Origin of the sequence: Flavobacterium gyeonganense, from assembly GCF_029625295.1 — a bacterium.
Lineage (GTDB): Bacteria > Bacteroidota > Bacteroidia > Flavobacteriales > Flavobacteriaceae > Flavobacterium > Flavobacterium gyeonganense.
This window is the reverse complement of the sequence record NZ_CP121112.1, coordinates 3,672,375-3,688,425: the sequence shown is the minus strand read 5'-3', so window position 1 is coordinate 3,688,425 and position 16,051 is coordinate 3,672,375. Positions and strand designations below refer to the sequence as shown.

The following is a 16,051-nucleotide window of genomic DNA, read 5'->3' as shown; positions in this document are numbered from 1 at the left end:
CTTGGATTATTTTTTTTGATTTGTAAAAGGATTAAGTTCGAAAACCTTAATCGAAAATGATTCAATAGGGCTAAATCCACTATCGACAATCCTTCCCCAGATTGTAAAAGTTTTCTTCGGTGATGGAGTAGCAAAAAGGGGAATAGAAACCAAGATAATTAAAAGTATTCTTTTCATCATAATATTATACGGACTAAAGCAGTTGTAAAGAGTTTTTATAAGAGAGCGAAACTCAATGATTATAGATTAAGTATTGCTCTGTGCCATTGCAATATTCTGCTTTCTCAATTTCTGAATGCTGAGATTTTAAAATTAGAAACCAAGACCTTAGCGCCGTTTTTATATTCCCATGGAGCGGTTATAAAAAAGTTTTTAGCTGCGCCAGGACTAAATAAAACGGTATCGGCAAGCTTTGCATTATTCAGATATACAGCCATCGTGTCTCCATCAATAGTTAAGGCAACATGCAAATGCTGGTTAAGGTCCTGAGCAAGATCATACGTGGTATTGACAAATTTTTGTGGATTGCTGCTGCCGATATTGACCTGATTGGCGTCATAATAGTGTAGTTCTACATATGACCCCACATTGCTGGTATACTCACGGGCACTATTATCTGTTGCAAAACCAAAGGACATAGGCGAAATATCGGTAATCTTATCTCCCGATGCCAATATGTCAAATTCTACAGTAAATCGCTTTGGATACTTGAGCCCCTTTGAAAGCTTGAAGGTTGCTTTATCCTGCAAAACCATCCATTTTCCTTTCTGTCCGGCTACAATGGCCACAATCGCAGCACCATTTGTCTTAAAACTCCCGGCGGAGGCACCTGCTTTATATTTCGAAAAATCTTCATCAAAAATCAGCGTATCTCCTTTATGAAAATCACCAGAAGCAATGACAGTACGTCCGGAATTTTTATGGCTTTTTGTGGACCTTTTATTATTTGTCTCTTTTTCAATTACTTCCCCAGGTTTATCCTTTACTTTTTGAAGCAGGCCATCCAGCTGGGCGCTGGCAGAACTTCCGGCCAATAAGATAATTACAATAAGAAGTTTTATAAGCGATTTATATTTTAGCATGATTATAGGTTTGATGTTAGTAAATAAATTGTGAGACTGAAATTATTAGTGTGACTCTACTTTAACAATCTCGCGATATCCTACTTCAACAATTCTTCAATTCGATCCCGATTTTTTAGCATTGTTTCTATGAATTATTTGACTGCACTCTATGGCACTTTTATGGATTTACCAGCTGATCATAAGGAAGATTGAATGAACCATTAGTGATTATCCTGGTTTCTCCTTGCTGGTTTTGAAGTGTTCCCGCCATTGTTCCTTTAATGCCTTCTTTGCTGATCGCTTCTATAGTTACCTTAAATGGCAAGTCATGCCAGGATGTATTATATACATTCGTTCCCTCGGAAGTCTGGATAGCATAGCGTACTATCAAGCGCCCATCTGTGGGACTAATATAATCGCCGGGTTCGATATTCCCACCGTTATACCATATTTCAAAATCAAGAGAAGGAGGCAATGGTCCATTAAAAGTATATGAAGTTTCATGAGCTCCAACTACGACATGTTCCCATATGTTATCAGTACCGCCATCGCCTTGAAATTTTGCGGAATGGTAATTTATTTCACGGCCATCAACGGTAGCCTTAAAATAATAGTCAGATGTATTTCCTCCCCCTTCGTCATTGGAACAGGCAGAAAAAATCAAAGCACTCAGTGCCAGCAATAGGATAGTATAAACGATTTTTAAACTTTCTCGAGCAGTTGCTGATTCCTGCAATAAAACATTTTTCATGATTGATTTTCTCATAAGTATAATTTTTTTTTATAGATTAGAACACAAAATTAGCAGATGGATTTACCAAGAGATACAGGTTTAGTAATGGTTTTATTTTTTATAATTTATCTTAATGATCTTAAAGTCTCCTCCGCTGTTTGTTGTCGTTGACCGAATAGAAAGCAGGGGAGTAATATCAAAGCGAACATATAGCTAAATTTGATTTGCTTTTTCATTGAAATGCTATTTTTAATTGTCTGACAGTTTAAATGGTTCCTACTGAGAATAGACCATATTTAATAGTGATTTCGATAAGGATGCTTGCTGTCTTTTGATAAAAATATTCTCATGTACAAATATATAATACATGTAAAACAGAATAGTTACCAGTTAGATAACAGAACTACCATTTTGATAAGCATTTCTGAATTCTTTTGGTGAGATTCCTGTTTGCGCCTTGAAGAAACGCTTTAAATGATTTGCCTGTGAGAACTGCAATTGATATGAAATTCATTTATATTTAGCTTGGTATAAGTTAGCAGAGACTTTATTTCAAAGAGAATAAATTCATTTACCATTTCAGAAACGGTAACCCCGAACTGCTTTTTGATGCATTTATTTAGTGTTACCCTGCTGATACCTAACTGTTGCGCATAATAGTCGATATTTCTTATTTTACGGACTTCATTTTGTAAAATCTCTTTAAACATAAATGCAATGCTGTTATTTTCTGTTTCTGAAGACAGTAGGTAATGCTCTGCATAGGATCGATTGAGTTTGATTAATATAAAGTTCAACAGTGCTCTTATAATATGTTCACCATCTGATCTAAATGTTTTGACCTCATTAAGCAGCTCCTTAATTATATTCGTTAACTGTTTAAAGAAGTCATCATTAACTTTTAGATAGAGCGGTTTGGTTTTGTTGTAGAAAAACTGCAGCCTGAAAGAGAAGAGTTTATCTGAGAAGAAATTAGACAGAAAGCTATCCTGAAAAAACAGGAAATAACATTCAACTTTAGTCTTGTCCAAAAACCATCTTCTTTTTTGATATGGAGAAACAAAAACGACTGTATTATCTGAAATTTCAATTCTTTGCTGATCAAGTTCTAAATAGCCGTTTCCTTTAGAGAAAAATATAAGTTCATAAAAATCCGTATGATGAAGTTCACTTTCAAAAAAATAAAATGGAATGTCTTTATAAGTGCCTATATCTATTAGGAGCTCAACATTATATTTATTTTTTAAAAATTTAAATGTCTTCATTGTTAACGTATTTTTCGCATTATTTAGATGCGGATATTTAAATTGTAAGATTGAACATCGCATTTTGCTAACGATCATCGTTACAAATCCAATGCAAGCCGGTAAAAATAGTTATTTAAACCCAAATCATGCGATAGGTTTGCATTCCCAGTTTGCACTTATCCAGGTTTTGAGAGCAACTATCCATAAATCCACGTTTTTTATCCTAGAAGTAAAACCGAGAAATTCATCGTAACTTATTTGGTGAACTTCCACCAGTCGTAATCAAAAAGGCCTTTGCTCGCTCTCTTAAAAACAAAGTATAGATCATGTATGCCTGCGTGTTTTTTTACGGTACAAGACTGGCTTACCCATTTGCCTCCGGTAGTTTTGATTTTTAACACGCCTAATAAGGTGCCCGTGGGGCTGTCTAGATGGATTTCAATTGCAGCATCCGGTGACATACTGGCAATACTACCCTCAAATTTCTTTGCGCCTTTCCCAAAGTCCACTGCCTGAATTTTTATATAATCACCGTTATCAATATCTGTAACATACATGCCATTTACACCTTTGATGGTTTTGAGTCCCTGGCTCCAGGCGATCGTTTCCGCCTCTGTACGTATAAAAGGATTTAATACGCCCGCTGGTTTCACGCCGGTTTCAGACCACCAGGGCAATTTAGGTATAGTCCCGTCAGGATTGTATTGAAATTCTTCTACACACACTGAGCGCCTTTCGTGATGCTTATCGGTAATCATGAAATTTAAACGGAAATTGAAACCAAAAAGATAGGATTTTCCTTTGTAATCTATAATTCCCGGATGATTCCCGCTTGATCTGCTGTCCCCGTCCATTATACTTCCCTTATATTCCCAAGGACCTGTTGGCGATTTACTCATGGAATATCCTATTCCTTCAGGACAGCAGGTAGAGGCAAAAGCCATATAATACAGATTATTCCTTTTATAAAACCAGGGACCCTCTTCATATTGTGTTGCCCTTTTTGGATGTCCGTCCCGTTTGCCAAATTCCGCTATGGTCATTTGTTCAGCCACTATGTCTCCTTTAAAAGAAATCATATCTTCGTTTAGCTTAACATGATATACTTTAGGGTTTCCCCAGTATAAATAAGCCTGTTTGTCATCATCGATATAAACCGAAGGATCTATATCATCCATACTGTTTTTAATCAGGGGTTTTCCAAGCGGGTCTTTAAATGGACCGTACGGGCTGTCCGCTACCAGAACCCCTATACCGTTCATATGGATAGGGCAATAGAGGTAAAACTTCCCGTTGCGTTCAATACACTGCGGAGCCCATGCGCCATTGTCCTGCTTTGCCCAGCTAAAATCTTTTAATGAAGCTACCATTCCGTGATCGGTCCAGTTGACCATGTCTACAGAGGTGTAAAGCAGCCAGTCTTTCATCAGGAATTTACCCATACCCGGGCCGGCATTCTCCTCGTCATGACTAACATATAAGAAAACCGTATCCTTATAGACAAATGGAGCCGGATCCGCAGTATATTTAGTTTGAATAATAGGATTTTGAGCTTTGCACAAAAAGGACACCGATATAAAAAATAGCGTACTAAAAAATAAAGTACATTTTTTCATCGTTTTACAAATACATTTCATCATAAATGATTATTAAAGTTGTTTTAATAAGTGGACCCACTTGACTTCTATTTTAAAGCCAATTTCCTTGACGTATAAAACGATTTCATATACCAATTCAGGTCAAAATAAATTAATGGTATAAGTGAATTCTGTTGGCACTGCAAAAACCTGATATTTTTCAAGAGGCCTTGGACCACAACTGGCAGATCCAACACCTAATGTTTTGGTTGAAACGCAGAAAACTGTTGCAGTACTTGGGGGTAAATCAATTTTATATTCTACGGGATGCATTTGCTCGTCAGTATGAGGAAGTGCTGCTACCTGCATCAGTTTTTCATCTGCTTTTATCATAAGAGATGGCATTTCTTTACCACTTAATTTTGCCCAACTAACCTCTTCATGATTGCCTCGCTCCATTGGTTTTTCATATTCGTATTGCTCGTTTACTCCCAATTCATAAATGCCAACTTCAGCTGAACTTTTGCGATCAGAATAGTTTTCGAATGGCCCCCTACCAAAAAATGACATGCGATCCAGTTTTTTATCGAGTAACATTCGTACCCCAATTCGGGCCAAATTAATACGCAAACCAACAAATTGAACATCGTTATCCACTTTTATCGATCCATCACCTTTAATTAAATACGTTGCCGTATGATAAACGCCAAAACCTTCTTTACCATCTGCTTTTGTTGTAGAAGTAACCCTAACGGAGTATTTATCAATAGTTTCAACTTTAAAATCGACCACTTTGTATTGAAGCGTAGTTACTCCGTATTTTTCCCATTGCTGGTAAGCCCAATCATCATCATTACGGTGTGAGGCACGCCACAAATGTAATTTAGGTGAACCATCAGGGGTTAGAAGATTGATTCCATTTTTATTTAACTGATTCATGAAGCCAGTTTTCTTATCAAAACTTACAGAAAAATCCTTTCCTGAAATAATAGCCGATTCAGGATTTTGAACGAGTTTAACTGTCTGAGTAGTTTTTATTTCTTGTTGAGGCAGCGTATTGACCGGAACTTTAAACTGTTCTGTTGCTACTTCAAAATCCTTATCTGCCCATAGCGTTTTTTCTTTTTGCTTATATGAAATTCTTAAATAATATTCCGAACCTGCTTTAGGATGCTCTATTTTATAAGGAATATTGGCCGTAAAAATTCCTTTCCCCCAGGTAGGGCGCATTTTAATTTTTCCGCTGCCAATTTCCTGTCCGTTTTCTGTCAGGCTCCAGGTGGCATCAAAACCATCCAGAGAAATAAACTGGTATTTATTCTTAATTCTGATACTTCCGTTAACGGGATCAGTAAGTTCGGTATCAATCCATTGAAAAGCTTTTTTCATTTCAGGATAATGTGGTTTTACATTATTTCCTTCTGTGGCGCGGTCATATGAAATTACTCCTTTATGGATAAAATAGTGGTCATTTGGCTTTTCACCAAAACCGCCTCCGTAAGCTAAAATTGGATGATTAGGATCACGCCTGTTCCACAATGCCTGATCCTGGAATTCCCAAATTGCGCCTCCCAAAATTTCAGGGTTATTGTCAAATGCTTTAGAATATTCATCAAGAGATCCCATTGAGTTGAACATAGCATGAATAAACTCACAAACATAAAATGGTTTGGTAAGTCCCCAGTTCTTAACCATATCAACGTATTCAGCTGCAGTGCCATACATACGACCGTCTAAGTCTGCAGGATTGTTTTTACCCGCTCCAAAACGTTCATAATGAACAAAACGTGTAGAATCAATTGCCTTAACTTCAGCCATGGCAGCTTTAAGATTTGTGCTGACACCACCACCTTCATTTCCAAGTGACCATATAATGACGGATGGATGATTTTTAAAATTTTCAACATTCGCCACATTACGGTCAATAATAGCAGCTTTTATGGTTGGTTCTTCATCAAATCGTGTATCATAACCATGGTATTCCATATTCGCTTCAGCAACTAACCAGATTCCCCATTCGTCACATAACTCATACCAACGCGGATCATTTGAGTAATGACTAGTACGGATATGATTACAATTTCCTTGTTTAATGACTTCAAGATCACGAATCATTTGTTCTTCCGTAACGGCATGACCAACATCAGACCAGTGTTCATGACGGTTTACACCTTTCAGTTTTATAGGTACACCATTTGCCATAAAAACACGTCCTTTAATTTCTACTTTACGAAACCCTATTTTTGATGAAACTATTTCGCCTTCAGAATTTGTCAATACAACAGTATACAGGTGAGGCGTTTCTGCTGTCCATTTTAATGGATTTACCACTTTGATTTTTACGTTAAGTGATTCTTCTTTATTAGCTTTAAGTGCAGTGCCCACTACATTTCCTTTGGCTATTTCCTTTCCTTCTTTATCATAGAGTGTAGCTGTGAATGTTTGTGGTTTGGTAGTTTTATCACTATAGTTTTTAATTTTTGCTGATACATCTAATGTTGCATCCTTGTATTCCTTGTCCAAATCTGTTTTCACAAAAAAGTCACGGATATGTACTTGTGGAGCACTCCAGAGCGTTACATTCCTAAAAATTCCGTGCAGACGCCACATATCCTGATCTTCCAGCCATGTGCCAGAGCTGTATTGGTAAACCTCTACAGCAATTGTATTCTTGCCGGGTTTCAGATATTTGGTAAGGTCAAACTCTGCCGCATTGCGACTATTTACACTAAAACCCACTTTTTGACCGTTTACCCACAAAAAGAAAGCACTATCAACGCCGTCAAAAGTTATGAAATTACATCGGCCTATCCATTCAGCAGGAACAGAAAATTCTCTACGATAGCTTCCTACTGGATTTCTTTCAGTGTAAGATGTATACCATTTCTCTGGTTCACTCATTACATGCGGATAATCTTTTTTGATGGTATATCCTAAGTTTCTGTAAAATGGGGTTCCATAACCATGAATTTCCCAGTTGGAAGGTACAGGGATTTCTTTCCAGCCAGAGACATCGTAATCAGGCTTATAGAAATCAGCAGGGCGTTTTTCCGGAGTTGGCACCCAGTTAAATTTCCATTGTCCATTAAGGCTTGTGCAAAAAGATGAAGCATGGCGATTGCCTTTCAATGCTTCTGTAATGTTGGCATAAGGCATTAATGTGGCATGATAGGGTTCTTTGTTTATGCCTAGTAATTCGGGGTTATCTATTTCTGGAGGAATTGGAGATAATGAAGTATCTTGAGCCTGAGTTAGATTTAGAAAAGATAGTGATACTAAAATCAAAATTAAATAGTTGTATTTTTTCATTAGTGTATTGTTTTACTTGGACTGTAAATTATTTTTTTAAACTTTAAATGTCTGTAAATCTATTTAAATAAAGATTCTTCGTCTCCTTTGAGACCAAGAATATATTATGCACTTCCTTTGTTTTTTTAATTGCACTGAAATTCTTTCCAGATATTTAATTTCCGGCATTTATTAGAATACAATTCCCTGTTATTTCCTATTCATTTTTACATGAATTCAAAAAGTGTTGATTTAACACTTTTCAAGAGCCAAATATAACTATTATTTACAAACAATCGGTTGTGTGTTTCTTTTTAATATGTTTTACATGATAAATACCCAAGTTTTATCAATACTAAAATCGTTGCTTTATTAAAGATCTTTAAATGAATTTTAAGGAAAAGCAATTTTACTATATTATATCGATGTGTTTTGTTATATAAATAGGATTTTATATTATTTTTCCTACGGATGATGAAGTCTTTGTTTTACTAGGCTTTTGCATAGCCTTTTCCAAGAAGCGCCACCATTTCATCATTATGCTTCTGGAATTCTTCCAGCACCTTAATCTTTGGGGCTGTCCTTCCCAGGACCTCGTCCATAGTTTTGTCAGCGGTTATGGTTTTGCCGCTGTACATCATTTCGGTTTTGATTTCATTGATTTTTAAAGTCAGCGAATCCAAAAAGAAGTTCAGCGACTTTGCATCTTCCTTTGATCCGACCGCTCTTTCGAACCTTTGATCCCATCGTGTATTATCCCATCTTCTCTTAGTTGAACTTTCCTTGCGGATACCGTCAACAGTTATTCTGAAATATACAATCCATTCTCTACTTTCTATTTTTGGTCTTTTTAAAAAAAATCCCAAACCAAAACTGCTTTCCAACATAATTCTACTTTTTAAATTAATAAATGTAGAATAATATCACTGCCAAATCAAGTCATTAATCTCGTTAAGCCCTATAAATTAAGGGATTTTTGCTGTTTCTGGTGCACTTTTCTTCGCGCCGGAAAGTGCACCGATTCTGCACCTTTAATTTTGTGAGCATTTATAAATATTGAAAACAGGCCTAAAATGAAAAAGACCCGCAAATAGTTGAATTTGCAGGTCTTCAGACATTTTTTGCGGCTTTTTGAAAAGATTGAAAACTTTAAGTTTTCTGGCTTTTCGGCCTTTCCGTGGGGAGAGCAGGATTCGAACCTGCGAAGTTCACACAGCAGATTTACAGTCTGCCCTCGTTGGCCGCTTGAGTATCTCCCCAAATTTGAGTGTGAATCTACAACCTTTTAACACTCTGAAAATCGTAAAAAAAAACTCCTCAATTTCTTAAGGAGTTTCTTTGTGGGCGATGAGGGGTTCGAACCCCCGACCCCCTCGGTGTAAACGAGGTGCTCTGAACCAGCTGAGCTAATCGCCCTATTTTACTAGGCTGCTATCATTTTGTGATTGCGAGTGCAAATATACACCTAGAATTTGTATTTGCAAGCCTTTTTGATAAAAAATATAAAATAAAATTCAGGAATACTTTTAGAAAGCTATTTTTCAGCTTCTTAAAAACAAAATAAAACAGCACCTTGTCTTAGCGTTTAGTTAAAAAACGAAATCCCGAAAGCTAATTTTAATTATTCCTTTTGTATTGACTTGGTATAGTCATACATTTGCATACCTTAATTGTATATTCAAATGGCAAGATATCAGGAAAATGATTTACCGAAAGCTAAATTAGACGCAAACTCCCTCCAAAAAGCAATCCGAATTTTTAAGTATGCTAAAAACCACAAATGGAAATTCTTCCTTGGTTTGGTTTTCTTACTCCTAACTAGTGCCACTGCCCTTGCTTTTCCTAAGTTAATGGGAATGCTGGTAGACTGCGTTACGAATAAAGACCTTAGCCGAGCCAATGAAATTGCGGTTGCGCTTTTGGTAATCTTAATGCTTCAGGCAGTTTTCTCTTTTTTCAGAATTTCTCTTTTCGTCAATTTTACTGAAAATTCATTGTCGAACATTCGTTTTGCTTTGTATGAGAATTTAATCAAACTTCCGATGTCGTTTTATTCCCAAAAGCGTGTCGGCGAACTGAACAGCCGGATCAGCGCGGATATTTCCCAGTTGCAGGATACTTTTAGTACCACAATCGCAGAGTTTTTACGTCAATTTATTTTAATTATAGGCGGATTTATAATTTTAGGGAATATAAGTCCAAAATTGACTTTGATGATGCTGGCCATCGTTCCGGTTGTAGCCGTTGCAGCAGTAATTTTTGGAAGATTCATTCGCAAGTACGGAAAAAAAACGCAGGACAAAGTAGCCGAAAGCCAGGTAATTGTGGAAGAAACATTACAGGGAATCAGCAACGTAAAAGCGTTTGCCAATGAATGGTACGAAATTCAGCGTTATAAAAACAAAATCAAAGAAATTGTAAAAATAGCCATCAAAGGCGGCCAGTACAGAGGTTATTTTGCTTCTTTCATTATATTATGCCTTTTCGGATGTGTGGTTGCCGTTGTCTGGTACGGAATTACCTTAACGATAAAAGGTGAAGTTGAAGGTGTGGGTGACCTGATTTCGTTTGTACTTTATACCACATTTATTGGTGCTTCTTTTGGAGGTATAGCCGAAATGTATGCACAGATCCAAAAAGCAGTTGGCGCTACAGAACGTGTTTTTGAATTACTCGAAGAAACTCCTGAAGCTATCAATGCTAACCCTAAAGCTCTTCCTGTAGAAAAAATAAAAGGAACTGTAGCTTTCAAAAATGTGGCTTTCAGTTATCCATCCAGAAAAGAAGTTCAGGTATTGAAAGACGTAAATTTCAACGCTGATTTCGGTCAGAAGATTGCACTTGTGGGGCCAAGTGGTGCCGGAAAATCGACTATTTCTTCGTTATTATTACGTTTTTACGATATTACTTCAGGAGAAATTTTAGTGGATGGAAAAAGCATTTACGACTACGATCTTGAAAATCTTCGCGGCAATATGAGTATTGTTCCTCAGGATGTGATTTTATTTGGCGGAACCATCAGGGAAAATATCGCCTACGGAAAACCGGATGCTTCAGATGAAGAAATAATACTGGCTGCGAAACAAGCCAATGCATTGAACTTTATAGAAGGTTTCCCTGAAAAATTCGAAACGCTGGTGGGAGAACGCGGTGTAAAATTATCAGGAGGCCAACGTCAGCGTATTGCAATCGCAAGAGCACTATTAAAAAACCCGAGTATTTTAATTTTGGATGAAGCAACTTCTTCTTTAGACAGTGAAAGCGAAAAACTGGTTCAGGAAGCTTTAGAAGTTTTGATGGAAGGCAGAACCAGTATTATCATTGCACACCGTCTTTCGACGATTAGAAACGCCGACAAAATTTTAGTTTTGGACAATGGAAGAATCACCGAAGAAGGAACGCATCAGGAGCTGATTAACCTTGAAAACGGTATTTATAAAAACCTGAGCAATCTGCAGTTTAGCAATTCTTAAAAAGTTTTGAAAATCAATAATTTAAATGCAATAAGACAAAAACGTTTTATTGCATTTTTTTTGCAGGTATACAAAATCAAATATCATAATAATTAAAAAGCTGTCAGGGAAATAAATCTCTTTAATCCCAAAAAACCTAGCCCTGATCGTAACGGCATCCTGTTGTTGCGGGGTTCGCAACAACAGATATAGTGGAGAGCAGGATTAGCTTTTCAAAATCATTAAAAAAAAACATTGAATTAAACCTTTTTCCAACCGCAATGTCTAAGTTTATTAGCATTAGAAAAACCGAAACAAAATAGCTTTAAAAACACTTGTACATACAATTGTTAAATAACCATTAAGCCCTTTTGTATTCACATCAAAAAACTAAATTTGTACCACCAATTCAGACATAAAACTCATTTACCTCAATTTTCATGAAACTAAAACACCTAATTTACGCCCTTATCATTATAGTACTCGGAGGTTTTATCACGTATCGTGTGATATCCAACAAAAAGAAAAACGAAGAATCGAAGAAATTCGGCGATAAGGACAGACCAACAAGTGTAACCGGAATTGTGATCAAAACTTCGGTTTTTGACAATAATTTATCGTTATCAGGATCTATTGAAGCCAATGAGCAGGTTGAGATTCACAGTGAAATTTCCGGAATTGTTGAAGGGATCTACTTTAGCGAAGGAAGTAATGTAAAGAAAGGCCAGGTACTTTTTAAGGTAAATGATATTGAATTGAGAGCTCAGCTGAGACAGGCTCAGACAAAAGAAGGTCTGGCAGGCGAAAATCAAAGAAGAGCTAAATTGTTATTGCAAAAAGAAGCTATAAGTCAGGAAGAATTTGATGTTGCCAATGCAGACTACGCTTCCGCGAAAGCACAGACACAATTAATAAGCGCACAGATTGCCAAAACTTCTGTAAAAGCCCCTTTTTCAGGAAAAATTGGTTTGCGCTCTATTTCACCGGGAACTTATATTACGCCAACTGTTTTAGTAGCAAAACTGGTAAACACGGGCAAATTAAAAATTACATTCTCTATTCCTGAGAAATATGCTGCTCAGGTTACTTCTGGTTCTGTTATTGACTTTTCTGTTTCAGGATCTGACAAAACCTATAAAGCAAAAATATACGCAATTGAACCCGAAGTAGAAGTGGCAACACGTACTTTAAAAATTCGTGCCATTGCAGAAAACAGCGAAGGAAAACTTTTTCCGGGAACATTTGCAGATGTAAAACTTCCTTTAAACATCGTTAAAGATGCAATTGTAATACCTTCGGAAGCTATCGTTCCGATACAGGATGGTAAAAAAGTGTACATCGCCAATATGGGTAAAGCCAAAGAAGTTAAAGTAGAAGCAGCCACCAGAACAGACGCTTCTGTTTTAATTTTATCAGGATTAAAACCAGGCGACACTTTGATAACAAGTGGCGTAATGTCTTTAAAAGATGAAGCACCTATAAAGGTTAAAGTAAAATAAGTCTTAAATATAAAGTCATAAAGTCTAAAGTTTTGAAATTTAATTTTAGAGACTTAAAATCATAAATTATATGAGTTTATCAACCACAAGTATAAAGAGACCTGTTTTAACCATTGTACTGAATCTTTTGATTATTTTATTCGGTTTTATTGGTTATACTTTTCTGGGTGTTCGTGAATTTCCTTCGATTGACCCGGCGCAGGTTTCTATCAGAACCAATTATACAGGAGCCAATTCTGATATTATTGAATCACAAATTACAGAACCTCTTGAAAAAGCGGTAAATGCGATTGACGGAATCCGAAATATTACATCATCCAGTAATCAGGGGAGCAGTAATATTACTATTGAATTTAATTTAGATAAAAACCTTGAAGAAGCGGCAAATGACGTTCGTGACAAGGTTTCGCAGGCTGTTCGAAATTTACCTCAGGATATTGATGCGCCGCCCGTTGTCTCGAAAGCAGATGCAGACAGTGAATCTATTATTTCCATGACGGTTCAGAGTGATACAAGAAGTTCTCTTGAATTAAGTGATTATGCCGAAAATGTTATTTCCCAGCGTTTAGAAACCATTCCGGGTGTGAGTGGTGTTCAGATTTGGGGACAAAAAAGGTACGCCATGCGTTTATGGATTGACCCGGTAAAATTAACGGCTTACAAATGTACCGTAGCCGATGTTCGTAATGCCTTAAATGCACAAAATGTTGAATTACCTTCAGGAAAACTGACTGGAAACAATACTGAACTTACCGTAAAAACTATTGGAAATCTTTCTAAACCAGAAGAATTTAATAACATTATCATTCGTACAGAGGGCGATAAAATTATACGTCTAAGCGATGTTGGAGGTGCAGAATTAGGACCTGAAAATATCGAAACACAATTAACATCCTCCGGGCTTCCCATGATTGGTCTGGCTATTGTGCCGATGCCAGGAGCCAATTATTTAGATATCTCATCCGAATTTTATAAAAAATACGAAGCGCTAAAAAAGGATTTACCAAAAGACATCAAACTTAATATAGCATTAGACAATACGCTGTTTGTAAAAAAATCGGTATTGGAAGTTGCTGAGACTTTAGGTATTTCTATCTTGTTGGTAATCATCATTATTTACCTCTTTTTTAGGGACTGGGCAATTGCCTTCAGACCTTTAATTGATATCCCGGTTTCCCTTATTGCTACATTTTTTATCATGTGGATGCTCGGGTTTTCCATAAACGTATTAACCCTTTTGGCTATTGTTTTGGCAACAGGACTGGTAGTGGATGACGGAATCGTAGTTACCGAAAATATCTTCAAAAAAGTAGAAGAAGGAATGTCTCCTATTGAAGCAGCAATAAAAGGTTCTAATGAAATTTTCTACGCTGTAATTTCGATATCTGTAACGCTGGCTGCCGTATTTTTACCGGTAATTTTCTTAGAAGGTTTCGTAGGACGCCTTTTTAGGGAATTTGGCGTTGTGATTGGCTCAGCAGTATTGATTTCTGCTTTCGTATCATTGACCTTAACACCAATGTTAAATGCTTATCTGATGAAAGGCGGCGAACAGAAAAAATCCAAATTCTACATGAAGACGGAGCCTTTTTTCGAAAAAATGAACAGCACGTACGCAGAAAGTCTTTCTAAATTTATGGATCGAAAATGGATCAGTTTTCCAATCCTGATTGCGTGTTTCGGAATTATTTATCTGTTTTTTACCATCCTTCCAAAGGAAACAGCGCCTTTAGACGACCGTAGCTCTGTTGTAATGCGTATGACAACTCCCGAAGGATCTTCTTATGAATATACTGATCGTTTCATGCAGGAAATTTCAAAATTGGTAGACGATTCTATTCCGGAGAAAAAAGTGAGTCTGGTGATTACCTCACCAGGATTTGGTTCTTCATCAGTAAACAGTGGTTTTATCAGGCTTTCGCTAAAGCAGCCCGACGAAAGAGTTCGTTCTCAAAAAGATATTGCGGATAAATTAACAAAATGGACCAAGCAATATCCGGATGCTAAAACATCCGTAATTCAACAGCCTACTATTGCTGTGAACAGACGTGGCGGTTTACCGATTCAATACATTATTCAGGCTCCAACTTTTGAGAAATTAAGAGAGAAAATCCCTGTTTTCATGGAAGAAGTGGGCAAAAGCGACGTGTTCTCTATTAGTGATGTCAACTTGAAATTCAACAAACCTGAAATCAACGTAAGTATCGATCGTGAAAAAGCAGAAAGTTTAGGGATTTCTATAATGGATATTGCACAGACCCTACAGCTTTCGCTGAGCGGACAACGTTTTGGATATTTCATCAAGAACGGAAAACAGTATCAGGTAATTGGCCAGTTTAATCAGGAAGACCGTTCTAAACCACTTGATTTAACTTCAATTTTCGTAAAAAACAAAAACGGTGAATTGATTCAGATGGATAATGTTGTAAAAATTGAAGAGCAGAGTAATCCGCCTCAATTGTACCACAATAACCGCTACATGTCGGCAACGGTTTCTGCTGGTCTGGCACCAGGAAAAAGCATCAGTGATGGTATTGAGGAAATGGACCGGATTAAAGCAAAAGTTTTAGACCAGAGTTTCACCACTGATTTAAGTGGGGAATCACGAGATTTTGTCGAAAGTAGTTCTAATACGTCATTTGCCTTCGGATTAGCATTATTATTGATTTTCCTGATTCTGGCGGCTCAGTTTGAAAGTTTTATAGATCCGTTAATTATCATTTTAACGGTACCAATGGCGGTTGCCGGAGCTTTATTCTCCCTATGGCTTTTCAATCAGAGCTGGAATATTTTCAGCCAGATTGGAACCGTAATGCTTATTGGACTGGTAACTAAAAACGGTATTTTAATTGTGGAGTTTGCTAATCAGCTAAGAGAACAAGGAAAGCCAAAATTAGAGGCTATTATGGAAGCTTCAGAAGCACGTTTAAGACCTATTTTAATGACGAGTTTAGCCATTGCGTTAGGAGCTTTGCCAATTGCAATGTCACTTGGAGCGGCTTCTACGAGCAGAATCGGAATGGGAGTTGTTATTGTAGGAGGTACTATTTTCTCTTTGGCATTAACCCTTTTTGTTATTCCGGCAATTTATCTGATGTGGTCGAAAGCCCGTAAGCATTATCCGGAATTTGACCATATTGACGAGTACGAAAAAGAAAGTATAAAATAGCGCTGAAATCATGAATTTTAAA

The 16,051-nt window shown here is 36.9% G+C and carries 10 protein-coding genes and 2 tRNA genes; 3 read left to right on the top strand and 9 right to left on the bottom strand.

The features are described from left to right. Positions 1-284: 284 nt before the first annotated feature. From P5P89_RS15835 to P5P89_RS15800, 9 genes are all read right to left on the bottom strand, one after another. On the bottom strand, positions 285-1,082 hold the full coding sequence (locus tag P5P89_RS15835) for a hypothetical protein (RefSeq protein ID WP_278009194.1): 798 nt from the start codon (positions 1,080-1,082) through the stop codon (positions 285-287). A 160-nt stretch (positions 1,083-1,242) separates the two neighbouring features. After that, the gene (locus P5P89_RS15830; RefSeq protein WP_278009193.1) at positions 1,243-1,830 is read right to left on the bottom strand and encodes a hypothetical protein; all 588 of its coding nucleotides are present in this window, start codon (positions 1,828-1,830) and stop codon (positions 1,243-1,245) included. 357 nt (positions 1,831-2,187) lie between these two features. Further along, a complete protein-coding gene (locus tag P5P89_RS21815) occupies positions 2,188-2,295 on the bottom strand; it encodes a hypothetical protein (protein WP_379679552.1) in 108 nt (35 codons plus the stop codon). Next, on the bottom strand, positions 2,268-3,062 hold the full coding sequence (locus P5P89_RS15825) for a helix-turn-helix domain-containing protein (RefSeq protein WP_278009192.1): 795 nt from the start codon (positions 3,060-3,062) through the stop codon (positions 2,268-2,270). Before P5P89_RS15825 ends, P5P89_RS21815 begins: the two co-directional genes overlap by 28 nt. Positions 3,063-3,298: 236 nt before the next feature. Further along, the gene (locus P5P89_RS15820; protein WP_340696548.1) at positions 3,299-4,615 is read right to left on the bottom strand and encodes a glycoside hydrolase family 43 protein; all 1,317 of its coding nucleotides are present in this window, start codon (positions 4,613-4,615) and stop codon (positions 3,299-3,301) included. A 168-nt stretch (positions 4,616-4,783) separates the two neighbouring features. Next, positions 4,784-7,930, bottom strand: coding sequence for a glycoside hydrolase family 2 TIM barrel-domain containing protein (locus P5P89_RS15815; RefSeq protein ID WP_278009190.1), 3,147 nt, complete (start codon positions 7,928-7,930; stop codon positions 4,784-4,786). A 470-nt stretch (positions 7,931-8,400) separates the two neighbouring features. Next, a complete protein-coding gene (locus P5P89_RS15810) occupies positions 8,401-8,796 on the bottom strand; it encodes an Arm DNA-binding domain-containing protein (protein ID WP_278009189.1) in 396 nt (131 codons plus the stop codon). 291 nt (positions 8,797-9,087) lie between these two features. Next, positions 9,088-9,168, bottom strand: a tRNA-Tyr gene (locus tag P5P89_RS15805). Positions 9,169-9,250: 82 nt separating this feature from the next. Beyond that, positions 9,251-9,325, bottom strand: a tRNA-Val gene (locus P5P89_RS15800). Positions 9,326-9,591: 266 nt separating this feature from the next. On the opposite strand from P5P89_RS15800, the gene P5P89_RS15795 reads away from it, so the two are divergent. The 3 genes from P5P89_RS15795 to P5P89_RS15785 all read left to right on the top strand — a co-directional run bounded on the left by P5P89_RS15795 (position 9,592) and on the right by P5P89_RS15785 (position 16,029). After that, a complete protein-coding gene (locus P5P89_RS15795; RefSeq protein WP_278009188.1) occupies positions 9,592-11,382 on the top strand; it encodes an ABC transporter ATP-binding protein in 1,791 nt (596 codons plus the stop codon). Between the two features lie 419 nt (positions 11,383-11,801). Beyond that, positions 11,802-12,860, top strand: coding sequence for an efflux RND transporter periplasmic adaptor subunit (locus tag P5P89_RS15790; RefSeq protein WP_278009187.1), 1,059 nt, complete (start codon positions 11,802-11,804; stop codon positions 12,858-12,860). Positions 12,861-12,930: 70 nt separating this feature from the next. Further along, complete coding sequence (locus P5P89_RS15785) at positions 12,931-16,029, top strand: efflux RND transporter permease subunit (RefSeq protein WP_278009186.1); 3,099 nt, start codon at positions 12,931-12,933, stop codon at positions 16,027-16,029. The last annotated feature ends 22 nt before the right edge of the window (positions 16,030-16,051 follow it).